This is a genomic window from Saprospiraceae bacterium (assembly GCA_016710235.1).
In the GTDB taxonomy this organism is placed as follows: Bacteria; Bacteroidota; Bacteroidia; order Chitinophagales; family Saprospiraceae; genus Vicinibacter.
Map to the genome: position 1 here is coordinate 1260343 of JADJLG010000001.1, position 26439 is coordinate 1286781.

Consider the following 26439-nt stretch of genomic DNA (forward strand, 5'->3'; position numbering starts at 1 on the left):
TGCGAAACGATTTTTTGAATTAAAATAGACTAAAAATGACGCCAATATAAAGTTCCTTATTGCTGTATCTATCCTATTGTGTTGATTTGTTGTATCTTAAAAGTATCCGATACTCACTTGATAAAAACCTTATGAACTGCTTCGGTGATAGAGTGCACATGTAGTTTTTCATAAATGCGCTTGATATATGTACGGACAGTATCGATGCTAATGTAAAGCTGAGCAGCAACCATCTTGTAGCTGTGCCCTTTGGCGAGCAGTTCTAGAATTTCTTTTTCCCGATCGGATAATAGCTGTATGTAGTTCTTCTTGTTGACCTCGTGCTGCATGTCTAGTACTCTGCGTGCAACGTATGGGCTCATTGGTGCTCCGCCTTCGTGGACGTCCCTGATGCTTTGTATCAAACTGGCCAGACTGTTTTTCTTGAGCAGGTAACCGGTAGCTCCATTTTTGATTGCTTGGAAAATACGATCGTCATCCTCAAATACGGTGTTGATGATGACATTGATATTGGGGAACCGGCTTTTGATTTCTTTGAGTCCCTCGATACCGTTTTTGCCGGGCATATCGATGTCCATGAGGACTACGTCTGGTCCATATGCGCTTGTGTTTTTTATTGCATCGAGACAATGTCCAAACTCTCCGGCTAGCTCAAATTCGGGTGTAGCCCGAATGATAGATGCAAGTGTTTCGCGGAGAGATTCGTTATCTTCATATATAGCAACTTTGATCATGTGTTTAAAATTAAATGTGTAAAATTACAACGAATCAATTAAGACATCTATCACATCATCATGTGATTGGAAAGTCAAATGAGATTATTGTCCCATTATTGGATCCACCGTCTATTTGAATTTTCCCTCCCAGGTCAGCTATTCTACTTCGCATATTTACGAGGCCATTTCCTGTCCCTTGCACCACGGAATGAAACCCTACACCATTGTCTGCTATCACGGTATAAATCCTTTTGTTCTTGAGATGAATACTGAATTTAGCCTCATCTGCCTTAGAGTATTTTGCTATATTGTTAAATGCTTCTTTGCATATCATATGAAAATGCCTCCTTCGTTCTAGTGTCATTTTAATTTTATCAGGAAATTCGGGAATATCCATATTCAATACGATATTTTTTGATTCAAGAATATCAATGGCAAACACTTGAATTTTGGCGATTACTTTTGAGAGATCATCATTGTTTGGATTGATGGACCATACGATGTCGGACATATTTTCCATAACTATTCGTGATTTTTCGGCAATCTTGGAATAGCTGGTATCCTTGGCTTGTGGATTTTGGAGGAGTTCCAGTTCGCTAATCATCTTGATGTTGCTGAGATTGCTGCCCATATCATCGTGAAGATCTCTGGCGATTTGATATCTGAGTTTCTCCAGTTTTTTACGGGATTGATCTTTTTGCCAGAAATAATAATAAACAATACTTATGGCAGAAGCACTTATAATTATAAAAAACCAAGCTGACTTCCAAAAAGGTGTGGCAATATAAATATAGAGCTTTTGAATTTCCGGATTGAACACTCCATCAGCATTGGAAGCGGTGTACTCAAAAGTATAAGACCCTGGATTCAGTTTATATTGAATGTTTCCACTATATTTTTCATTAAATTGTTGTTCAAATCCCGCCATCCTATATTTAAATTTAACAATGTCTGGATTTGTAAAAGTAAGGGAAGACATTAATATTTGAATGCTATTTTTTTCATAACTCAAATGAATATGATCGCCATTTTCAACCTTCCTTCCCTGACAAAAATAGGGTTTTTGATTCACGTCAAATTCTGATATTTTGAGATTGGGGAAGGCTAGTTTGCTGGACAGGTTTTCTCTTGTAATGTACTGAATTTGACCCCAAGAACTGATTATCAGCTTGTCTCCTTGATAACTCACTCCACGAATTTCGTCGATCATCAAACCTTCCGAAATAAAGTAATTCCTAAAAGTATTGTTTCGAGGAAAGTATTTCGATAAACCAGAAAGAGTACCACACCAAATTTTCTGATCGGGATCAATCGTGATCTCGTTAATATAATCATTGCAGAGTCCGTATTTGTGGGTAAGAAGTTTGAAGTCGTAAGGTTTTTTAAGACTATTAAATCTGACCAAACCCATTCTGGATGCAATGTACACAATACCATTTGAATCTATGACTACGTTTCGTATTTCGTCAGTGATGGGAAATGATTTTTTGTCTGAGTTGTGCTGTATGAATTCCATGTTTTGATTTTGGGGTTCAATTTTGATCAAAAAAGGTAGCCTGTCTGCATCGTCACCTATTGTAATCCATGCATTTTTAAAATTGTCAATTGCAATACCTCTGACAATACTTGAAATGTCCTTGTTTTTAAATTCGGGATGTAGAATTTCAATTTTCACTATTTTTTCTGTTAGGATATCCATTTTGAAGAGGCCATTAGCAGTACCTATCCATAAAATTTTATTTTGATCAAATTTGAGTTCTAGTATTTTTTCGTTTGCGAGAAATATTTTTGAATGTACAGATTTTGATTGTGGATTAAAAACGATGAGTCCTGAGATATCAGTAGCAATATAAATTTTGTCAAGTGCTCTTGTGATGGAATGGATATATGATTTGTCAATGAGAGGAAGCTGATATTTTATTTTTAGATTTTCACACAGCTCAGTTTTAAAATTGTAAACATAAGCGCCATCATTCCATGTACCAAAATAAAATGTATTTCCTGTTTGATCCGCAGGGTCCAGAAACATACCAGTGATTTGTAATAAATTTTTGTGATTGAGGCAATGATAGAATTGTCTTAATTTTAGTAATTGTTTGTTGATATCATACTTGAATAAGCCTTGTTGGCTGCCAATCCACAATCCATCTCGTTGATCAAAAAAAAGGTGGGTCGTATTTCCCAAGACTGTATAATTATTGAGAAATGATTGTGAGAAAAAGGGAGTGAATTTTTTCGTTTTTTTATTAAAACAAGAAAAACTAGGATTATCACTCGCAAGCCAAAGTAGGTCCTTCTCTTCCGGATAGTCGGTTTGTCCAATTTCCAAAATGATGTTGGCCACAGGAACCTTATACTGAGATGTATCTTGAATAAAATCTGTAAAGCTGCTATCAATTGGATTCCATAGACGCAGTCCTGATCCCCAGCTCGCTATCCATATATCGCCATCATAATCCTGATAGATGTCTTGAATATTGTTGTCAGTAAAAGATGCTGGATTTGAAGTTTTAGTAAAGATTCTTTTATATGATGAATCTTTGATATTGTAGATTACAACCCCCTCGTGTGTTCCTAACCAAAAGTTTCCATTGATTTTGCAAATTGTACGAATGAATGCATTGGTCAAAAATTTGTCCGAAGAAAGATCCTTGTAAGGTTCTAGTATTTTGTTGAAAACTAAGGCAGAGAACATGCCTTTGTGTGTGGCAATGTGAATTCTTTGTTGAATGGTGTCAAAATAAAAATCTAGAATTTCCTTTTCTCTATTGGATCTTGAATTTTCATCGGGTAAACTTATTTTTTCAAATTTTTGAATAGCCTTATTGAATACACAAATGCCAAGTCTGGTACCTATCCAAATCTCATTTTTTCCAACAGGCATGATCGCATTTATTTTGTTATCACACAAGCTGGTTGGGTCGTCTGGATCGTGAAAAAACTGTTTGAACACATGTCCATCAAATTGATTGAGGCCGAAATTAGTACCGACCCATAAATATCCATCTTGGTCCTTATGAATAGCTAGAATATTGTCATTGCTCAATCCATTTTTAATTGTATATCTGTCAAATAGTATGCTTGAAGGTTGCGCAGTTGACCATCCTGAACAAAACAGTAAAATAATTACTCCCTTTATGTTTAACCTCCAGTCCATCCCTATGACAAAAGTAATCAAATCATACTTGTTGGAAGGATTTTAGAGAATTCACATCATGATGTGACAGGTGAAAAAAATGAATTTTCCACAGTCTGCATACTTTTGTAAAAAATTAAGGCTCATGAAAATTTTCTTCAACATCCTTTTTACATTGGCGGCGGAAGTGGCAGCTGTTCATATTCTCCAAGCGCAGTGCGAAATATCACAGATAGCATTTTATAAGAATTACTCAGTAGGCTCATGCAATGGGATGAGCTTTCAATATGCCATTGGAGGCCCGGTGGCCGCTTTTGACGATTGTGGGGGAAGAGATTATACCTCACCTTTCACATCTTCATCAAACACTGTAGGAATAGATGACCAACTCATTTTTTCTGCCAATGTATATCCAAATCCTGTCTTTCATACATTGCAGGTAGATCTACCTGATTTGAAGACTGTAGTGGAATTTAAGATTCTCAATGCAACCGGCCAATTGATCAAATCAGGCCAGTTCCATAATAATGGAAATCAACTTGATCTGTTGGAAATGGAAAATGGATATTATTTTATTCAATTGAATGCACAAGGTTTTAAAGCCAACACAAAATCATTTGTAAAAATTAATCCTTAAGATTTTAATAATAAAAATTAATTATGAAAAAGTGTTATTTATTAATTGCGATACTTGCTTTCTGTATCAGCGGTCTTATGGCACAAACGGGTCTGCCGTATCAAGCCATTTTGCGAAATTCTTCAGGAGCGCCACAAGCCAATACTCGCGTACTATTGAAGTTTGATATTTTAGAATACGGATCAGGAACTTTATTGTATAGTGAAACCCAAAGTCCGCTGACGGACGTGTATGGATGGATGAGCACATTGATCGGCACAGGAACACCATTAAGTGGCAGCTTTTCATCAGTCAACTGGGGTAGTGCAAAGAAATTGTTGGTCAGTTGCTCAGACGATAACGGAGCTACATTCAATACGTTTAGCAGTGTTTTAGTGGATAATAGTGTTTTTGTTGGGGCGAAAGGTGACCAGGGCGACAAAGGAGACAAGGGAGATAAAGGCGACCGTGGAGACACCGGATTGAAAGGCGATCGTGGCGACAAAGGTGATCAGGGCGACAAGGGCGACCAGGGTGAAAAGGGAGACGCAGGTACAGGGGTTCGAATCGTTGGATCTGTACCAAGCTCTTCCAATCTGCCATTGCCTTATAACGGACAAATCGGGGATATGTACATTTCACAAGACAATGGTCATGGACATTTTTGGAATGGGATGGCGTGGATAGATGTAGGTGAGATCAAAGGTCCGAAGGGAGATATAGGAAGCCAAGGAGCCAAAGGTGACCGTGGTGACAAGGGTGACAAAGGCGATATAGGCTTGAAGGGAGATAAAGGCGACCAAGGAATACAGGGGCTCCAAGGCTTGAAAGGCGACAAAGGTGACCAAGGGATTCAAGGGATTCAAGGACCAAAAGGAGATAAAGGAGATAAAGGGGATACTGGACCGGCTGGTAGCTACAGTCCTGGTCCTGGAATATCAATAGCTTCAAATATAATAACGAACACAGGTGATACAGATGCTAGTAATGATATCATCAATACTAGTGTGGCAGGTGGAGCAATCACGGGTACATTTTATGATTTAAAGCTTAAACCGGAAACAATTGGAAGTTCAGAAATCATAGATTTCTCCATTAACAATTCCGACTTACACTCCATGGGTGCCAGTATAAATCAAGTACTTAAATTTGATGGATCAAAATGGCAACCAGGAGCAGATGTAGGATTAACTCTTCCGTATAATGTAAATTACGGAGCTGCGAACCCTGTGGCTTTTTCTATCAATAGTATCAATAACACGACTCCATTAGAGGTGCATCAGGGAGGATTGGTTTCTACTGTTCCGGCTTTACGTGCCACAAGTCAAGGAGATAAAGGAATTGAGGTGCAATCATTTTCAATCGATGCAAAAAATACTACAGCAAGATTTTATAATGAGAATTCTAATAATGCAGGATCAATATTAAAATTAGAAAATGAAGGCTCAGGATTGGCATTAATAGCCCATTCACATTCAGGTTCATCAACAATAATAGATGGAAATACTGTCAAGACAAATCAAGTTCTTGATGTTTTCAACTTGGGAACAGGTAGGACAATGACAGTGAATCAAGCAAATCCCAATTCTGACCAAAATACAGTAACTGTCAGTTCTGCTACTACAGCTGCCGTCATGAGTTTAGAATCCACAAGAAATGGTAATCAAAGTCCAAACAATGCCTTACTTGAATTAAAAAATGGGTACATTAAAGTGCCACAAAATAATGAATTCAGGACAGCTTTCATTCATACAAGCAGTTTTAATAATATTACAGGAAATGCTACTGTTCTATATTATCCAAATGCGAAATCCACAGACCTAGTATTTGTCCAGAAAAGTTTGCCATATACTGGTTCTTCAGTAATCACCTGGTACGATTTCGCGACAGGGTCTTGGAAAATTTCGAATGAAATTAACAATGTCAATATGCCAGTTGGAGTGACATTTTTTGTTTTTGTGATTAAAACAGAATAACTATTTCTACAGCTGGAATATAAATATGAAAAAAAATATTTTACTATTTTCATTGATTTGTTCATTTCAAATTAATGCACAATCCAATCGAACTTTTTTCTTGGGTCATAGTCTCATTAATTTGAATATTCCTCAGATGGTAAGCGAGATGGCTAAGGAAAGTAATATACCATTTTACATGCAGCGAAATATTGGCATTGGTGCCAACTTAGGTTGGCACTGGACCAATCCATATACGGGACAAGGCGATGTTTGGGATACCACATTGCGACGACAGACTTTCGACCATTTCATTATCACCGAAGCTGTACCACTTAAGGGACATCTCCAATGGAGTATGACTTATGAATTTTTGGATAGTTTTTATCTACTTGCTAAAAAGCGCAATCCCAATATCCAAATGCTATTCTACGAGACTTGGCATTGTATCAATAGTGGTACACCTACAGGATGTATGTATGATAATGACAGTCATATCCCTTGGCGCACCAGACTTGATAGTGATCTTGTATTATGGGAAGGAATATTGGATCAGCATAATAGGAAATATCCAAATCATCTTGCATACATGGTGCCAGGGGGTCAAGGTCTAGCTAGACTTCATGATGAAATAGCTGCTGGCAGACTTCCTGGAATTAAATCACACCGAGAGTTATTTTCGGATGATATACATTTAACCAATATAGGAAATTATTTTATTGCTTGTGTCATGTACGGAGTAATCTTCAAAAAATCTCCAGTTGGCCTTCCTGCGCAGCTTAAGGATATGTATAATGTAAATTACTCTCCTGCTCCAACGAATTCTCAAGCTGCTGTGTTGCAAAAAGTAGCATGGGAAACAGTATGTAATTATAACAGGACTAATGTCAAGTGCAATACAACAAACACAGATATTATCCTTAATCCAGCAAACTACAAATGGGACGGTTTTACTCTCAATTTGGAAACAAAAGCTATCAATATTCAAGTGATTGATGAAATGGGAAGTATTTTAATTCATGCAAATCACTCGGACAAGCTCGATTTAAGTGGACTTTTACCGGCAATATATTATATCAAAGTGGACAATAGGTTGATTAAATTAATAAAATCAAATTAGGTGTTTTTTTCATAATAAGGTGGGTGCAACACTGTACAGGTTCATCCAGTTAGTTTGTTTTTGCGTTAGAATTACAAAATAATGACATGGGAATTTCCCATGTTGTTCTAGAAAACATGGATTTAAATCTTGGAAAAACATGTTGTTTAATAAAAAGAAATTTATTGAGATTATTTATGAGCTAAGCGAATAAATCCTTGGTATTTGATGTCTCTATAAAAAAACCAATTTTGTTTAAGGAATATGACGCACACAAATGAGGTGGTAATTGCTACTATATCTTATGCAAATTCAGTTAATTTTCTGGTGTATCCAGAGATGGAAATAATTTGACACAGCATTTCACAGGAGGTATTTTGTTTGATCCACTATCGGTATATGGGTATTTAAATCTATTGGTATATATTTGAACTACAAAATTAAATGTGATGTATAAATTTCCCTTTTTTATAATATTAATATTCTTAGGTAACATAGTTGAGGCACAGAGCTCACTTCCGGATTCATGTAAAATTGCTTTTGGAACCAATCTTTCAGGACTCTTTGATTGGGGCACTGAACAGCCCTTCGTCAATATGATGAAATCTTGCCGTAACTGGTATTCAAAGGATGATAATGGTGAATTTGAGACTGGACAAATTCATCAAATGAGTTTTAGGCTAGATGGCTATCCAACTCATATCCCGCAAATTGTTTCTGGCAATAGCCTACCGCAATATGTTGCCACAATTTGGGCTAGAATTGAAGGATGGAAAATTGGTGAATACAAAGTATTTTTTGAGGGACAAGGCGAACTGGATATCAATGTAGGAGTTGAGAACTTTAGAAGATTGGAAGCTCATACATATGCATTTACTTTACCTACAAATGTCGATCGCGAAATTCAGCTGATTATAAAAAAATCACTCGTCAATGATCCAATTAGAGATATTCGTATTATTCATTCAGAATATGAGACCACTTATCAAACTCACCCATTCAATCCTTTATGGCTGTCTTATCTGAAACCATTTAAGTCTATCCGTTTTATGGATTGGGGACACACTAATTATTGGGGACAAAAGGATGATTGGACTTGGAGTCAAAATAAAGTGGATTGGTCAAGTAGAGCTAAATTGGAAGATTACACTTGGACTAGCTATAAAGGCATACCTTATGAAATGATGATAATGCTTATGGAAGAACTTCATGTAGATGGTTGGGTATGTATACCACATGCAGCAAGTGATGATTATATCCGAAATATGGCATTATTTTTTAAGTTTAAAGTCTCGCCGGAAAGACATCTCTATATTGAGTATAGTAATGAAATATGGAATTGGATTTTTGGTCAGACTGTATGGCTGGATGAAAATCTTTGTAAACCATCTGGTACTTGGCCAGAGTGCTATGTTCCTGCCATTCAAAATGCTCTGGACATTTGGTCTTCGGTTTATAATGGCGAACTCAGAAAAATTACTCGTGTAGTTGGAGCTTTTACTGGATGGTATGATGTAAGTGAACGGGTTGCCAACACAATGAGACAGAATTCATATGATGCAATCGCACCTACATTTTATTTTGGCTTATCTGAAGAATCAGATATGAGATTGGACGCGCTTGCTGACAGAGCTACTACACTTGACATAGCAAGAGAAGTTAGATCGAATATGAATTTTGAATTTGATGCCATCACCCAAATTAAAAATTTAGCCAAACGTCTTGGAAAACAACTCGTGTTTTATGAAGGAGGAAATCATATCACTGCACATCCATTTGGTGTAGAGCCATCATACGGTCAGGCTATAATAGATCTACACCGTGATACTGCTATATACAATCTTTACAATGAATGGTTTTCTCGAATTAAAACATTGCAAGAAGGAAATGAACCTCTGTTGTGTGAAAATTTCTCTTTTATCGCAGATAGGAGTCCGCGCTATGGGTGCTGGGGCTTGTTTGAGTCACTCTATCAAGATACAGTTGCTATAAAACCATATAAATATCAAGCAGTGGTAAGACATCAATCAAAATCATGCATCTCTACTTCTACGAAAAATAGTTCCAATGTGGAATGGAATTGTAATTATATTGCCAATGAAAAAACATTAGTTGTTCAATCTGAAAAGGCATCCACCTTGTATATTATCAATCTATTTGGTGGGAATATTTTATCATCCAAACTCACCAGTGGTAAGAATATAATTACTTTACCTTCATTGCCCCCTTCCATCTACTATTGTTATTCAAGTGGAAAACGGTGTAAATTTATCTTAGATTAAAATTTATTCTCACAAGTTTTCTTATGAGATTTTATTGAATTGTTTCTCCATCTAATGGATACCGATATATTAGTAGGTTTTATTTCATAAGCTCTTTGTATCACTACGAGTAAATTACACTTGACCTAAAATCTGCTCTTCCTCTTTCTTGGACTATTCGTATCTGAAAATGTGATGACATTGACAAATTGTAAATCAATATCAGGGGTAAAAACAATGAAAACCGACGAGATTCCATGTACAACGAGAATGAGAGCTCTACTATAGAACTCTCTATAATACATGAAGATCAATAGAAATAAGACATATAAATTAAAGCATTTCGATCAATCTATAATTTCACATTATAATGTGACATTGCGAATTTTTAAAGCACAAACTCTCTTTATAATTTTGTATTCATATTGAATTATTCAATAGATCAGTAAACCATTACTGGTTCATATTTTAATGTATAGTGGAATGAGATTTTTAACTTTAGCAATCATTTGTGCATTAAAACTCAATCTTGACGCTCAGATTTCGATGCAAGTTCAGCGGCCTCAGGAATTTAGTGCCCGCACTGCTCAAATATGGAATTGCGTCATTATCAATGCGGGAAATACTACTAGGAGGGTATATCTACATGCGATCCTGACTGAGGGCAAAAAAGGGAGACTTGCTGAGGCGAATTCAGCAGTTTTTACTTCTCCAATTGGATCTCTCCAAATCAATCACACAAACTATAACATTTTAATTCCAGAGAATGTAATTTACAAAGACAAGACATATGAAGAACATATCGTCCGGACGAATACTTTACCAAATGGAATGTATACGGTTTGTCTAACGCTATTTGATGCGCAGACCAAGGCAAAACTAGCTGAAAATTGTATGAATTTTACGATCAACCAACTCACACCTATGAATCTAGTTTTTCCTGCGGATAGATCCGAAATCTGCGAACCTAATCCTCTGTTTATTTGGACGCCTTACAGGGGAAGTTTGAACAATTACGGATTTTCATATCAAATAAAAATTGTGGAAGTACTCAAATCTCAAAAACCCAATTCTGCAGTGAAGACCAACCCATGTTATTTTTGTACAGGGGGAATTCAAGAAACTCAATATCAATATCCGTTTGCAGGTTTGCCATTTCAGGACAATCAGCGCTATGCATGGTATATCTCAGTAGTAGAAAATAAAAAGGAAATCAGCATTTCTCCAGTATGGGAATTTACTTGGAAAGATTGTATCAGTGAGCCACTCAATCAGCAAACTGAGGAGGAGGAGGAAGAAGAAGAATTGGTCAGTAATAAAAAGATTCAAGGGAAAAACTATTACTTCCTTTCAAATTTTGGGCAATCTCAAGATGAAGTTACATTAAATAATAATGATCTCAATTTCTATTTTGAAAATATTTCCGGGATAAGAAAAGTTCTCTATTCGATTCAAGATGGAGTTTCAGTATTACTTCAAAAGGAGATGGATGTTACAGACTCCTACAATTATTTCACAACTACTATTGAAACTTTGAAATTATCGCCAAACAAGAAATATATGTTGAAGATACTGTGTGACAATGCAGACCAATATACTCTTAAATTTTCGATAAATAAAAACAAATGAAATCATTTTAAAAGGAAATAATAATGATTAATCGATATAAGAAAATGTGGGCTTTTTCGCTCTTGATGATTATACATCTTCAATTTGTTGATTCAATAATTTATGCAATGCGAGGATGGAATGTCGAATCCTATTCTTTTCAAAAACGGACGACATCAAATGTGTTGGATTGTGTTGACATTTTTGCGGAAGAGGACTGCAAATCAGACAATGTACAGGTTCAAAAAAAAGTAAACAGAGTAGGCAAGCTATCTAAAAAGCGGAAAATAACAGCGAGGCGAAACTATGATCATGGAGGGCCAGGTGCACCGGAGGCATCATCATTTACATCTGTAGGTTCTTCAAATCTGGTTAATCTGGCTACAGGTGATTTTAGTTACAATATTCCATTGTTGGAAGTTGGAGGATATCCTGTGAATATCAATTACAATTCGCAAGTTGGAGTCAATGATGAATCTTCCTGGGTAGGTCTTGGTTGGTCTCTCAATGCAGGTTCTGTAAATCGTTCAGTAAGAGGGCTTCCTGATGATTTTAGAGAAGTTGATATTCTCAAAGAAGCCAATATCAAAGAAAAAGTAACTGTTGGGGCTGCGGTAGGTATTGGTGTACAAATAGCCGGTATCCAACTTGGCGGTAGCAGTAGTGCAGGTGTTGGATTGAATCTTGGCCTGGAAATAGAACATGATAATTATGAGGGTTTTTCTACCACACTGGGTATGGGAGGAAATGTAAGAGCTGGTGGATCTAATTTTGGTGGAGGAGTTGGCCTGGATATTAGTGTAAGTTCAACCAAAGGAGCAAGTTTTTCTCCTTCACTAAGTATGTCAGGAAATTTTACAAAATCTAATGTAGCAACTTCATTGGGAGGATATTTAGGAGCTACCATAGACAGTAGAGAAGGATTTAAATCTCTTCAGTATGGAATCAGTAGCAGTGTTTCTACATCAAGAGAAGTGGGCGAGGGCAGGAATAGAGAAGAATTAGAACATAAAATGGGTGGGCTTAGCTCAAATTTTACACATTCATTTGCTTCTCCTTCATTTTCCCCACCATTTGAAATCCCAACACATTCTATAACATCGCGAGTAAAAGCTACTTTAGGTGGTGAAGTTAAGCCTGTACATATTCATGGTGAATTGGAGTTCAATACGTACAATCAATTTGTCACCAGAGAATTTAGAAAAAAATCATTTGGATATTTATACAGCCAATATGGAGCTGAAGATGCATTACATGATTTTAATAGAGCCAATGAAGGCGTGTATTACAGAGAGACTCCCACATTGCCTATCACAGCATATACCTATGATTTATATAATGTAAGTGCGCATGGATTGCAAACTTCATTTAGACCAAAAAGAAATGACATAGGAACAGTCCATACTTCTTTTCAACGCAATTCGAGTGATATGGGAGAAGGAGGATTAGAAGTTGGAGTAGGAGATATAGTTCACATTGGAGCAAATGTAATTGTCCAAGTAGGTTCCGATGTAAGCACTAAATGGTCTAATGGGAATCAACTTACCGAAGCCTTTGGATTCAAGGATACAATGCCGTCGTCGGATTTTGAGCCTGTATATTTTCAAAATACAGGAGAACTCATTCCAATGCAAGGTGAAGAAATATTTGATAAACTGGGCGCTTATGAGCCGGTAAGAGCAAATCTGCACAGAGGGGATGATCTAGGAACAGCAGTCACCACACAAAATTTGTCCAATGGACAAAGGATTGCATCAAGCGCCGAGGTGGTTTACCCAAATAGAAAATTGAGAAATAAATTGATGAATTATCGAACAATAGGAGACATGAGACATGCCGGAGAATTGACAACAAGATTTTATTCTGATCTCCCAAGAAGAGATTTTGCTGAGGATCCTGCAATTCCTAGTTATGGAAGTAAATCAGATCATTTGATTCAAGAAGTTGAAGTAGTTAATGAAGATGGAATAAGGTATAAGTTTGGACTTCCAGCATATAATAATTTTATAGAAGAACTTAGTTTTAATGTGGGACATGAAGCTCATGAAGATGAGCAAGGAAGTGTTACTTATCAAGATTCTGATGCCAGTATTCGGAATACAAAAGGCGAGAATAATTATTATTTGAAAACCTCTACTCCTGCACATGCCTATGCCTGGTATGTCACAGAGATATTGTCATCAGATTATTCTGATCTTACATTGAACGGGCCAACTCCGGATGATTTGGGAACTTATACTTCTTTTATGTATAAAAGAGTACACAGCAATTATTTGTGGAGAAACCCGCAAGATACAGCGAAAGCAAATTTTCAAGATGGGGAAAAACACACAGAGCATGATAATAGTGGTTCCATATTGTTTGGAGGTAAAGAAATTTATTATGTCGATAAAATCCAAACTCGCAATTATACAGCGGAATTCTATTCAAGTCCTCGTAGAGATGGACTTGGGGTCAAAGGGTTACATGGCGGGACAAATCCAAATGCAGAACTCTATAAACTGGACAGTATTAAGCTGTTTGCTGCCTACACTAATAATACCTCCGGCTTGATTCCAATCAAGACAGTATTTTTTGAATATGACTATTCTCTTTGCAATAATAATCCGAGTACAGTAAGACATGGAACAAATCCAAGCCAAAATGGAAAGTTGACTTTAAAGAAAATTTCATTTTCTTATGGCAAATCAAAAAAAGCTATGCAAAGCCCTTATGAATTTTCATATGGTATAAACCCTGATTATCATGCAAAAAAAGTAGATCGTTGGGGAAATTATAAAAGAGGAATTCAGGAAGATTTTCCATATACCAACCAGAATAAAATAGAGCAAAATATTGATGCTGCTGCCTGGTTGCTTGATTCTATTAAAACTCCTCAAAAAGCGACATTGCAAATTACATATGAATCCGATGACTACGCTTTTGTTCAGGATAAAAAAGCAACTACCATGTACAAAATCAAAGGAGTATGCAGAGAAGCCAATGGTGAGATTGATCCTGTCGGTGCCTTAAAATACAATGGCACTATTAATAGGTACTTAGTATTATCTATTCCGAGAACATTTGGTGATCCAGTGATATCAAGACCAGCCCAATTATTTCCATTATTTGAACATATACATGAGTTATACTTTAGTTGTTTGGTTCGTGTGGTAGAAGCATCATCTGGATTGCCCTCCAAATTTGAGCGTATAACAGGATTTATTCCTATTTCTTTTAATGAAGCCGATGCAGGAAGATCTTATGGATTAAGAGAAGGAGGATCTACACCGGAGCAGACAGATATATGGATAAAACTTCCTTTAGCAAACCAGCACTCGGTAGTTACCTATTCAGAGACTCCACAGTCATATGGAATTAATATGCACCCGTTTACTCTTGCAGCCAGAGAGTATATCATGATTGAAAAACCTTTATTGATTAAACCAGATCATCCTGAGGTTCCAAGGGATATGGAGCAGGCATTTGATGATCTAGGGACAACATTTGATGAAGTTTTTGGTGGTGGAGGCTTAGTTGCTTTTTTAGAACGAAATAACAGAGGATTGCATATGGACTATGAAGGCTCAATGCTAAGACTCAACCACTTTGCTCAAGCTAAAAAAGGAGGAGGGGCAAGAGTAAAAAGTATTATTGTCAATGACAATTGGGCTAAGATGCAGGTAGGAAACTATTCCGGTCAAATCAATGGAGTTTACGGTACAGAATATTCTTATAATGATGGAGATTTATCTTCTGGCGTAGCATCTTATGAACCCATTATTGGTAAGGATGAAAATCCGCTTGTTCTGCCAATCCATTATTCAAGGAGACGAGTAAGTTCAATTAATGTGAATAATTATCAATTGGAACCATTAGGAGATATCTTTTACCAATTTCCAACAGTTGTTTATTCCAAGGTTACTCAAAAGTCATTAACAGCAGTGCCTATTACTCAACATGGTACAGGATATTCTATTCAAGAAAATTATACTGCAAAAGATTTTCCTTACCGTTACAAAAAGACAGATAAGTTTTTTGTAGGAAAAGAAATGATTATCCCAACTCAGGTCTATAATCGTTCGGAAATAGCTGAAGTGGTAACTCAGGGATTTGTTGTAGAAATTAATGATATGCATGGAAAGCTAAAAAAACAATCAGAGTACGATCAATATGACAATTTAATTTCCAGCACAGAACATATTTATAAAACCAATCCTGATGGAAGTTTAGACAATGTGTCGACGGTAATCAATCCAAGGACATTGGCTGTAGATCAGAAGACCATCGGAGTGGATTGTGATTATTATGTGGATGCCAATCAACAGATCAGTGCTCAAGAAGGGGGCGGAGCACAATTGAATTTGGAAATCTTTTCCGCCTCATTTATTCCATTTCCATTATTTATTCCCGTGCCTGTAATCAATCAATTTTATACAGAATTTAGGTCTCATGCGATTACTAAATTCATTACTAGAGTTGGATTGTTGGATCATGTGATATCCAGAAAATATGGAGCTTTCCAGGCAATGAAGAATCTTGCTTATGATGGAGAAAGTGGTCGGATTATCCTTACTGAATTGGATAATGAATTTGATAAAAAATATTATAATTTAGACATTCCGGCTTATTGGGCCTACAATGGAATGTCTCATGCATCAAAGAATCAGGGTTTAAAGCTAAAAAACGTCTTGATATCAGAGTCCAGTTTTAGCTTGCCCAATGCTCAGAGTTTTTACGAAGAAGGAGATGAATTATTATTATATAGAAATGACTCCAGGGGTACAGCAAGAACAGTATGGGTCAGCAAAGTGGAGGCAAGAAGAGTACAATTGATTCAAGCCAATGGCCGCAGATTTGATGACCGAGGAAGCTTTACTGTTTTTACCAAAAGATCCGGTAGGAAAAATCTCCTTTCAGCATCAATAGGAAATATTGTCACAGTAGAAAATCCAATGAGCTCTACGCATTTGAATTTAAATTCTGATTCCGTGATTCAAGCAAGTGCTGTTACGTATTCTGATTATTGGCATACCGATGTGGCAGCAATTCGTACGGAAACAGCGGGAACTTGTGACTGTTTTATTGGGGGTCTTAACAATAAGAGAAATTCTAGTTTAAGATTTCCACTTGATTTAAAATCAAAAAAAGCTAATGTTATAAGCTATCCGAATTATGCAATTATTCCAATTCTTGGTCAATCCTGTAGTATTACAATTTCTACAGCAGATGGGTCGCCATTCTGTGATAGTTCAATGGTAATTGATTTTGAAATTCCGGTGGAAAATATAAACAATTGTATGAACGGGAGAACTTTGAGAGGAAGAGGGAATTCAATTAATGCAAATTGCAGGCAGGAGTATATCCTTACAACAGATTGCATGGATTTAGTAATTTGTGAATCAAGGAGTACTACGGTATCAATGGATTGTAATTCAGGTGGTATAGAGGTGAATCCATTTATAAATGGAATTCTTGGAAATTACAGATCTAATGCATCTCACTTTGTCAATACGAGAAGAACTGAAGGGCCTATTTATGATGCTGGATTATTGGATCGCTTTGAACCTTTTTGGATCCTTTCCGGAGATGGAAAATTGATCGAGAATCCTTCGAAAACCATTTGGCAACGCGGAGATCAGGTCGTGAAGGTAAACTCTAAAGGTGATCCTGTAGAAATTTTCAATGCCTTGAATATTCCATCTGCGTCGATCTATCAGTTTGGAAATAATATACTGGCAGCCAACGCTATCAATGCGAGAATGACAGATGTTGCATTTGATGGATTTGAAGATTACTCCACTGCATTTACAAGCAGGTATTCTGTGATTGGGACTGCTGAGTGTCGCATTCCTAGGCATTTTATTCTTGATGGAGCTACAGATATTGATCCTGTAGGTATTGATACTGAAGTCAGTCATTCAGGAAATAAAAGTATAAAACTTTCTTCCGGCGGCAAAGTGGAATATAGATACAATTCTCTTCAAGAAAGAATACGGAGTGAAAGAACTATAAGATTAGCTTCAGGTAGTTTTACTCTTGAAAACGGTGATATGAATATGAGCTTTTCTCCGGAAGCGGATAAGGAGTATTATTTCTCTGTATGGTTGCATTGTAAAAATAATGATCTAAGTTCATTCTCAGACATAGCTGAGGTGGAAATTAATGGAGAGACATTTTATAGTTCAGGGGTCATCATTGATGGGTGGCAACAAGTCTCAGGGAAATTTAGGCATAGGGGCTCCCTGTTTTTATTGCAGCTTAATAATAGCTCTACGCAAACGATATGGTTTGATGATATAAAAATTCAACCTTTCAATTCCAATATGGAAGCATTTGTTTATACAAATGATTACTATAGATTGGTTGCAAAATTGGATGAACAAAATTATGCATCATTTTATGAATACGATGCGGAAGGGAAACTGGAAAGAACTAAAAAAGAAACTGAACAAGGTGTCTATACTATACAAGAAATACGAACAGAACTTCCTAAATAAATTTGAATTCATTGACATGAAAAAGGTATTCATTTTATTCGTAATATTTGGAGAATTGTTAACCTATTCGACTTGTTTGCTTGGTCAAACCTTGCAACAAATTGGTGATGGAGAACATATAATGAAAATTAGTGAAATGAAATCTATTGGACTTGGCGTTCAACGTTTCAAAGATACTGTTTATAACTCCGACGTGGTAAGTAAATCGGGTATAAGTTCTTCATTATCAGAGGTAAAAATTCTGGAATCAGCTTTAGTTATTGGCTTTGTACAGCAATCTTTAGCAGACCCTCTTGCTCAGTTGGATCATGAAAGCAGTGTTAGTATGTTGATAAAGTATAAGAAGTGGAACCGATTGACGACGGTCGACAGTGTGCGTATTCAATTGAGTTTAAATTACAATAGGGAGCAAGGTAAAAATTACAAGGCGAAAGATTTTTATACCATAGATAGTGTGGCTTGGGCAGAAGTAAAAATCGATACATTTAGAACAAATGCAAGTTGGATGGACGGATCAGAACAGATCAAGTTATCAATTCAAATTTTGGGATCAGAGTCCAGAACTCCTAGAACGGGTACTGCAATCAGTGATTCATTTTCTTTGAAAGTAAAAAAAGAATTTAGTTATATTAAAATTTCATTTCAAGAACAAGCTTGGGCTTCGTCTTATGATTTGGAATGGAAATTTATTGATGGCTATTCTTCTGAGCCGATCCAAATGGACAAGAATTCCACCAGGATCAATATAAATAAAAACGAGTATCAAATCCCTATGATTTCTTCCAAAGCAAAATTTGTGGCAAGAGTAAGAGGAAGAAGTATCAGACCTGACAAAACAACTTACATTGGAAGATGGTCAAACATCAGTAGCCCAATGAGTATAGAAGCAGAACATATTTTTGAACAAGATTCAAAGCCATGGCAGTATAAGACGAGCTATTTGGAAAATGGAATCAGAGCAGATCAAGTGAGTTTTTTTGATGGAACAGGGAAGCTGAGGCAGACCTTAACAAAATCCAATGTCAAGGGTCAACATATCATTGCTTCTGAATCCTATTATGACTATCACGGAAGGCCTGTGATTCAAGCATTGCCCACACCTGTAAAGCCCACCGAAAAACTAAATGTTGTAGGTGGAACTACAGGGAGAAGTTTGCCAAGAACGGGCACCAGAATTCCAACAGGAGGGCAGATTGATCGTAGATTTATTCCTTCCGGTGTTGATCTTTCAACGGGCTCAAGCAGATCCGGTTCTTCTGCAGGTTCATTGTTTACAGAAATAAACACTTATTTGGAAGACGTTCCACCATTGCGATTTATCCCAAAACTTAATACAAACGAATCCGGTGAACAATATTCTGCAAAAGATTTTGACAGGGATATTCCAAATTGTTCCGATGAAATTCTAGCTAGAAAAATGAGCAACAATTCCGGAACGGCAAAGTATTACAGTTCGAATAATGATATTGCTGACCTGCATCGAGATGAAATTCCTGAGGCCAATGGATTTCCTTTTATGCAGGTAGAATATACTCCCGATAATACTGGAAGGATCAAACGCAGTGGACTTGCCGGAGAAGCATTTCAAATAGGGTCAGGAAAGGATACGAAGTATTATTACGCAATTCCCTCGCAAACGGAGTTGACACGTCTATTTGGTAGAGAGGTAGGAGATGCTTCACATTACACTAAGCAAATAGTAAAAAATCCTGATGGCCAGATTTATATTTCATATCTAAATTCAAAAGGTCAAACCATTGCCTCTGCTTTAGCCGGTAACAAACCTGAGAATCTTGAGGCATTACCTGATCAGGAAATTCCAATCGATGTGTCGTATAGCATAACTTCAGAAGATCATTCTTTCAATTATCGACAGGGAACCAGTCATGCCACAAAAATTTTGTTTATTGAAACTGAAGGATCCGACTTGAAATTGAGATATCAGATCAATCCAGCTGATGTGAACCTGGCTGTATGTGCTCAAAATGTTTGTTACGACTGTCCTAAGACAATTGTGCTTAGAATAAAAAATTCTTGTGGGCAAAGTTTGATGACAAAAAGAATAAGGATTGGTCCTTTTAATGATGGTAATATAAGCAATTGTGAATCTTCAAGAAACATTCCATTTGATACGACATTGACAAGTTTGGCTGTTGGTGAATATCATTTTTCCAAACATGTAGAAATTGATGAAGAGGCAAGAAAAAAATACATTGAGGACTTTATTCAAAGAGATACTGCATGTTATAATCCGCCATTTACCCCAGCACTTCCTTGTGTCAATCCGACCGCTTGTATTCCATGTAACTTTGAGGTTGTTGATGGTTTGCCGATAAGGTTGCCTAGCTCTAATCCCCTCTGTTCTAAAAATTGTCTGGAGGCAAATTATAATTTTGACATGTTGCATTTTTCAATGTTGGCTGGGGATATGAGGCCCGGAGGAAAATATGGTAGTATGGATCTAAGCAGCGTGGATTCTTTTGGGGTTTCAATGTTCAATTATTTACTAGTATTTGATGGGTTTGTTTACAGAAAGATACCTGCATTCGGCTACAAAGATTTGGATGGAGCTACTTCATGGATAGACATCACGGATGCTGCAGAAACGGATTATATTCTTAGCTCTCCGCCGGAACAATACAAGATAGAGAACGGCAGAAAATATACTATCCCTCAGAATATACAATCGTTTGAATTATTAAAAAATGTATGGAAGGAAACATGGTCTGAACTATTAGTTCAATTTCATCCTGAGTTTCCTTTATTACAGTGGAATAATAAAATTGTAAGCAGTTTGCATCATGATGAATCTATGTCAAAAACCAGTAAATTTGATGCAGCTGTCGAAAAAAACTACTTGAGAGTAGATGCCGGAATCAGTGTTGATTGGATCAATAGTGATCCATTTTTTGAAACAGCATCAAATCCTGTCAAAGAAGATATGATAAATCGATTGCGGCAGTCATCTCCAATGAGAGATGGGTCCTATCTCACTATTTATGAATCAGTGGTCGCACAGATGTTTTGTAATGCCCCTGCTTATGCAAATGCAAGTACAATGAGATCTTGTGTCGGAGAGAATCTTGGACGTTTAAATTCCCTCAGCGAGGAGGCAAAAAATTTTGCATGGACTACCTTTAGGGCAATATATCAAGATGCTAAACAAAGAATTGTAGATAGTCTAAGAAATTATGCAATTAACACTGAATTTGGAACGGTTCCGGAAGGACCAAGAAAGAATCATTTAAGACTAGCTATTTGCACCGGTATTAATGTTCAAGGAGATTGTCATAATTGTTCAATCGCAACAGCCAATCCTTCCTTAAGATATAGATATCGCAAAATGCAGTCTTGTTTTTCGCATTCGCGTTGCATAAGATTAGATAATATACCATTAGAGGGTAGGACAGTAGATCTTAATACGGCAAAAGCCTACGCTGATGCCAAGCTCATGAGCTCATGTGGAAAATCTCCGCAATCAGTTGTATTTCTTGCTTTTCTTAATTCATTGGTAATGGACAAATGGAGTTCATCCAACAAATTTACAGGAACAGATATAAGTCTTAATGATATACCACCTGTTGTGATACCAGAAATGATGTACTCCACATTTCCCAATCCTAGTGCAAGAAATTACAGATGGTCAGCCACAATATCAGGAAATGAAACTTTTGGAACAAGTGCTGAAAATAAACTTAAAGCAACTATTAGAGATGATAGAGGAGTGATACAGACAGAAATGGAATTTAAAGCTGACTCTAAATTTAAATGGAATAAAATCAAGTACTTTGGATGTATAGATGAGCACAAGAAAAATAAAAATATTTTTCATTTAAAGGTTTTTGATTATTCTAATAAAGTTTATACAATTGAGCTCAAACTTAATGATGTATTAGCATTAAAAATAAGTTACAATCCAAGCTATCTATCTACTTTAATAGGAATATTAAAGAAAAGCAATTTGGATAAAAATCTTAATGAAAAAAATGCATTGTGCTGTCTTGATCATTTATTTCCTGAAGTAGAAATTAAAAATAAATGCGAGCAATCACAACAAGAAAACAGGCAAGATAATCTTATCGCAGCAAAACAAGCTAGGGCACTTATGTTAAAGGATAGCCTAAAAGTTATTTATACTTCTCGATGTCTCAATGGAGGAGAAGAATCATGCAGTCTAAGCACAAAACAAAAGTCATATTATTTTACTTTGTTTTATTATGATCTTGCTGGGAATCTTACAAAAACCATTCCTCCATTGGCAGTAAGGGTCGCTACGGGAGCAGGAACTCCAAATCATGATGAAAATCTTGTTACCAGATTTACTTACAATTCGCAAAACGCAAAAACGTCAAAAACTACTCCCGACGGCGGTACTACAAAATTTGTTTATGATGAAGTAGGTAGAATTATTCTTAGTCAAGATCCGGTTCTTAGAGCCAGTGCAGAAGCGAATTATATAAAATATGATTCTCGAGGAAGGACAGTTGAAGGAGGAACTGTTCAGGCGTTTAATAATATCAATACGATTATGGATGCAGGTCGTACAACTTACTCTAGTTATAGACGAGAATTGGATGCTGTCACAACATTTAAAAAGGATTATACTGTAACTATCTATGATGTTAGTACATCAGATAGAAATGTTTTGGATAAATTTAAAATGAAATCTCAAAGTAATTTGCGCAATCGAGTGGCAGCGGTTAAAAGTTTTAGTACCGGAACTAATCTACAACATGCTTTTTATTTTGATTATGATATTGCCGGAAATGCTAGAGAGATTATCCAAGATTTTGCCAATTTGCAAAGCATTCCTGGAATATCAGCAGACATTGTCAATAATCACCGAATCAAAAGTATCCGATACAAGTATGATGTGCTTTCAGGAAAAATGAATGAGGTAGCCTATCAAGAAGGCTACTCAGATCAATTTTACAGGTGGTACAGCTATGATGCAGATCTGCGAATTACTTCTGTCAAAACAGGATTTAGTAGATGGGAACCGGAGATCTATAAAGATATAGATGCTCGATATGAATATTATATGCATGGACCTGTAGCAAGAGCTGTTTTAGGATCAGAAAATATTCAGTCGCTGGATCTCAATTATACAATCAATGGATGGTTTAAAAGTTTGAACAGTAGTTCGATGGATAATGGTTCATCTCTTCCGGATCAATTATCTTATTCATTAAATTATTTTAATCAAGATTATAGGGGAATCGGTCATCCGATAGCTTCTTCATTGTCCGGACCGTCTCTTTATAGTGGCAATATTTCTCAGATCAATATTTGGAATAAAGGCCTGGATAATGCAGAAAGAACACATCAGTATAAATACGATCAAATGAATAGACTTGTTCAATCCATGCCCAATGGAAGAAATGAATACAGAATGGATCTCAGCTATGATAAAAATGGAAACATCCAAACATTGGATCGATACGATGGCAGAGGAAATAGATTTGATCAGTTGCGGTACCAATATGATCCTTCACGCAAAAATAGATTGAATCACATCTTAGATAATAGCAGAACAAGGCTTTCAGGAAATATTACAGATCTTGCAACACAATCTGAAAATAACTATCAATACGATGCAAAGGGAAGATTGACTTCTGATGTGAGTGAAGGGAATATAATATATCATTGGAACAATAAAGATAGATTAGAACAAGTAGAATCAAATTTAGAAAATTTGCATTTCAAATACGATGCTTTGGGGAGCAGAGTGATTAAGATAAATTCTAATGACTCAGAACATAAATACAAATTATTAGTCAATGATATCAATGGAAATAATGCAGCAACATACACTTTGTTAATTGATAGTGTTGTGTTAAACTCATTTCCTATTTACTCCGGAAGTAGAATTGGATTAATGCAGAGTAATAAAAAATTACTTAATAATTCTAAACTCAATAAATGGGAACAATTAAGAGGTTCTAAAGTGTATGAATTAAAAAATCAAATTAGTGATGCCAATATTCAAGTTTCAGATAGAAAATGTATAGACGGAATTAATTATAATAATGACATAAGATCTGCTACAGAATATTACCCTTTTGGAATGACAATGCCAGGTAGGGATTCATCAGGATTGACTTTAGATTACGGATATCAAGGAATGGCAAAGGATAATGAAATTAAAGGTAAAGGAAATGCGTATTCTACAGAATACAGGCAATATGATCCTCGGCTAGGAAACTGGAATACAGCTGATCCAAAAGAATTTTTATTTGAGAATATAACTCCTTACAATTTTGTATTTAATAACCCAATTGTAGGAACAGATCCCAAAGGTGATTGCCCTCCATGTTGGGGTGCTGCTATTGGATTGGCAGGAGGATTGGCTGCAGAAGGTGTAAGTTGGGCTATAACAGGGAATGCACCCGATCCAGCTGGAGCATTTTTGCGAGTTGCTATTTCAACAGGTGCTGGAGCTTTAACTGGAGGTTTATCCACAATAGAAACATTCAGTGGAAGTGTTACAGTGACTGTAGGGCAAAGAGTTGCACTTGGTATTGCAATAGAAGTAGGATCTAATGCCTTACAACAAGAAGTTTCAGTAAATACTGGTGAACAAGATGAATATTCTGGCACCCAATTAGTTCTTTCTGCGGCATTTAGTGGAGCGGGAAGTGCAATTGAATCAAGATTAGCAACAAGATCACTAGCTAGAGCAGAAGCTAGAGCCGCAGAATATGCATCAACAGTAGTCCAACCTCCTAGTAGATTTATTAGACCATCTGGCCATATTAGGAATACAGGTCTCCGTATTCAAGCTCGTGATGCTCAAAGATTTGCAGATGACGTTTCTCGTTTGGTGTATCAACCAATGGAATCTTCTTGGGATGAGACAGCTGGGGCGGTTTACGACATAGCAGCAAATGCTGCTCAAGCTGCAATGACAGCGGACCCTCGATCCTCAAGTACAGCTCCAGAAAGCCCTCCGGCAAGAAGTACTGCACCTTCAGCACCTAGAGAAGACTCTTATATATTTCTGGGACTTGAGGGCTCAGGTGGTAGAATTTTGTCCAGAGAGCAATATCGAGCATATCAAAGCGCAAGACATGGTAGCTCAGGTGGTGGTGCGACTTTTTTTAATAGTGATGGTTCTGTTACAAGACAGTAAATTATTTATAAAATATTACTTAGAATTAAAATGAAAAAACCAAAATTCCTTTCCATTCTGTCATTGATCATTCTTTAACAGCCTTTTCTAAATCTGAACCAAATGCAACGATACTTTTCGAAAAACAAAAACCATACTTTGACAAATTGATAATATGGAATTTAATGATGGTCTAATGTCACGATTTTTTAAAAAAGATCAATTTTTATTGAGCTTTTTGATATTCTTTCATACACAAAAAATCTAACCGGTTGTAAATTGACATAGAATAAGTAGATCGATGTTTTATTTTCTTTTGGTCTTATTGTATCCATCAGTAAACCCAAAATCCCCGTCAACAAATCCAGCTTAAACTGGAAGCAATTTGGCAATAGATTTACGGCATTATAATTAAATTGAAAAAAAAGTAATCTATATGAAAAAAATATTCATTCTTTTTAGCTCACTCCTACTTTGGAGTGTTATCTCCTGTGAGAAATCATCTTCAGACAATTCACCAAATGAATCAGGTTTTGGTACCATCACTTTTAAGTATAATGGACAAACTTGGTCTAGCCCAACTAATAAGTCTTTTATTCAAGATGGTTTACTTGGACTCAGTGCTACTAGGAGTTCTGATAATAGCAGCGTCAATATTGCTTTAGATGGATTTACATCCAATAAAACATATAATTTCGCAGATGGGTTTTTCGCAACATGTAGTATTGCTAACAAAAATTTTGTAATAGAAGAGGGTGAAATTACAATTTCAAGTACCACAACAGTAGGTGGCAAACCTATTGCGCATGGATCTTTTAAGGGGAAATTTATAGATCCAATTGTAGGTGGAGAAATGCAAATAACAGAGGGAACTTTTTAATTTTTTAATACCATATCAATATGAAAAATATATTCTTTTTTATTCTCGGAATAGTTATCATTTTGTCATCTGCTTGCTCAAAAGATGATAATAATATCAATAATAATAATAACAATAATAATGGCAATACCAAGAAAGATACCGGTTACATTACATTTAAGTTGGATGGGCGAGAAGTCAAACTTGATCTGGCAGCAACAGCTTGGTCGGACTCTACTTATGGAACAGCATCCATCGCAGGAACCCAAATAAATGGACCTGAATTATTTCAAATAGTAATTGAAGGCGTTGAATGTAATGTTGGACAAAGTTATAATTTAGGTGACGAGAAGACTGTAAAAATAGCGTATTATTTACCAGATAAGAGTATGCCGTTTACAAATATCATAGTATTTAGACCTGATAAGTTAAGCACAAGCTCAATGAAAGTGACAAAAAGAAAAATAGTTCCAATCAAAGGATATTATGCAATATCTGCTACATTTTCCGGTGTTGGACTTGATCAAAATAATAATACCCATCAGATTACCGACGGCATCATTTATGATTCAAGATCAGAATAAAAAATTTCTAAATAA

11 protein-coding genes are annotated in these 26439 nt (G+C 36.3%); 9 read left to right on the forward strand and 2 right to left on the reverse strand.

The window, feature by feature from the left end:
- Positions 1 to 113 precede the first annotated feature (113 nt).
- Together IPI99_05295 and IPI99_05300 are read right to left on the reverse strand one after the other, a co-directional pair.
- Positions 114 to 734, reverse strand: coding sequence for a response regulator transcription factor (locus IPI99_05295; GenBank protein MBK7339924.1), 621 nt, complete (start codon positions 732 to 734; stop codon positions 114 to 116).
- Positions 735 to 792: 58 nt separating this feature from the next.
- Positions 793 to 3894 carry a hypothetical protein gene (locus IPI99_05300; protein ID MBK7339925.1) on the reverse strand — a complete coding sequence of 1034 codons (3102 nt, stop codon included), beginning with the start codon at positions 3892 to 3894 and terminating at the stop codon, positions 793 to 795.
- A 103-nt stretch (positions 3895 to 3997) separates the two neighbouring features.
- Here IPI99_05300 and IPI99_05305 point away from each other — a divergent pair, with 103 nt between their 5' ends.
- The 9 genes from IPI99_05305 to IPI99_05345 all read left to right on the forward strand — a co-directional run bounded on the left by IPI99_05305 (position 3998) and on the right by IPI99_05345 (position 26424).
- A complete protein-coding gene (locus tag IPI99_05305) occupies positions 3998 to 4489 on the forward strand; it encodes a T9SS type A sorting domain-containing protein (GenBank protein ID MBK7339926.1) in 492 nt (163 codons plus the stop codon).
- Between the two features lie 239 nt (positions 4490 to 4728).
- Positions 4729 to 6444, forward strand: a complete 1716-nt coding sequence (locus IPI99_05310) for a collagen-like protein (GenBank protein ID MBK7339927.1) — start codon at positions 4729 to 4731, stop codon at positions 6442 to 6444.
- A gap of 25 nt (positions 6445 to 6469) precedes the next feature.
- Complete coding sequence (locus tag IPI99_05315; GenBank protein ID MBK7339928.1) at positions 6470 to 7543, forward strand: hypothetical protein; 1074 nt, start codon at positions 6470 to 6472, stop codon at positions 7541 to 7543.
- Between the two features lie 428 nt (positions 7544 to 7971).
- Positions 7972 to 9804, forward strand: coding sequence for a hypothetical protein (locus tag IPI99_05320; protein ID MBK7339929.1), 1833 nt, complete (start codon positions 7972 to 7974; stop codon positions 9802 to 9804).
- Positions 9805 to 10266: 462 nt separating this feature from the next.
- Positions 10267 to 11412 carry a hypothetical protein gene (locus IPI99_05325; protein MBK7339930.1) on the forward strand — a complete coding sequence of 382 codons (1146 nt, stop codon included), beginning with the start codon at positions 10267 to 10269 and terminating at the stop codon, positions 11410 to 11412.
- A 23-nt stretch (positions 11413 to 11435) separates the two neighbouring features.
- A complete protein-coding gene (locus IPI99_05330; GenBank protein ID MBK7339931.1) occupies positions 11436 to 17870 on the forward strand; it encodes a hypothetical protein in 6435 nt (2144 codons plus the stop codon).
- 16 nt (positions 17871 to 17886) lie between these two features.
- Complete coding sequence (locus tag IPI99_05335; protein ID MBK7339932.1) at positions 17887 to 25002, forward strand: RHS repeat protein; 7116 nt, start codon at positions 17887 to 17889, stop codon at positions 25000 to 25002.
- Positions 25003 to 25417: 415 nt separating this feature from the next.
- Positions 25418 to 25861 carry a hypothetical protein gene (locus IPI99_05340; GenBank protein MBK7339933.1) on the forward strand — a complete coding sequence of 148 codons (444 nt, stop codon included), beginning with the start codon at positions 25418 to 25420 and terminating at the stop codon, positions 25859 to 25861.
- A gap of 20 nt (positions 25862 to 25881) precedes the next feature.
- Positions 25882 to 26424: a hypothetical protein gene (locus tag IPI99_05345; protein MBK7339934.1), complete on the forward strand. Its 543-nt coding sequence runs from the start codon at positions 25882 to 25884 to the stop codon at positions 26422 to 26424.
- Positions 26425 to 26439 lie beyond the last annotated feature (15 nt).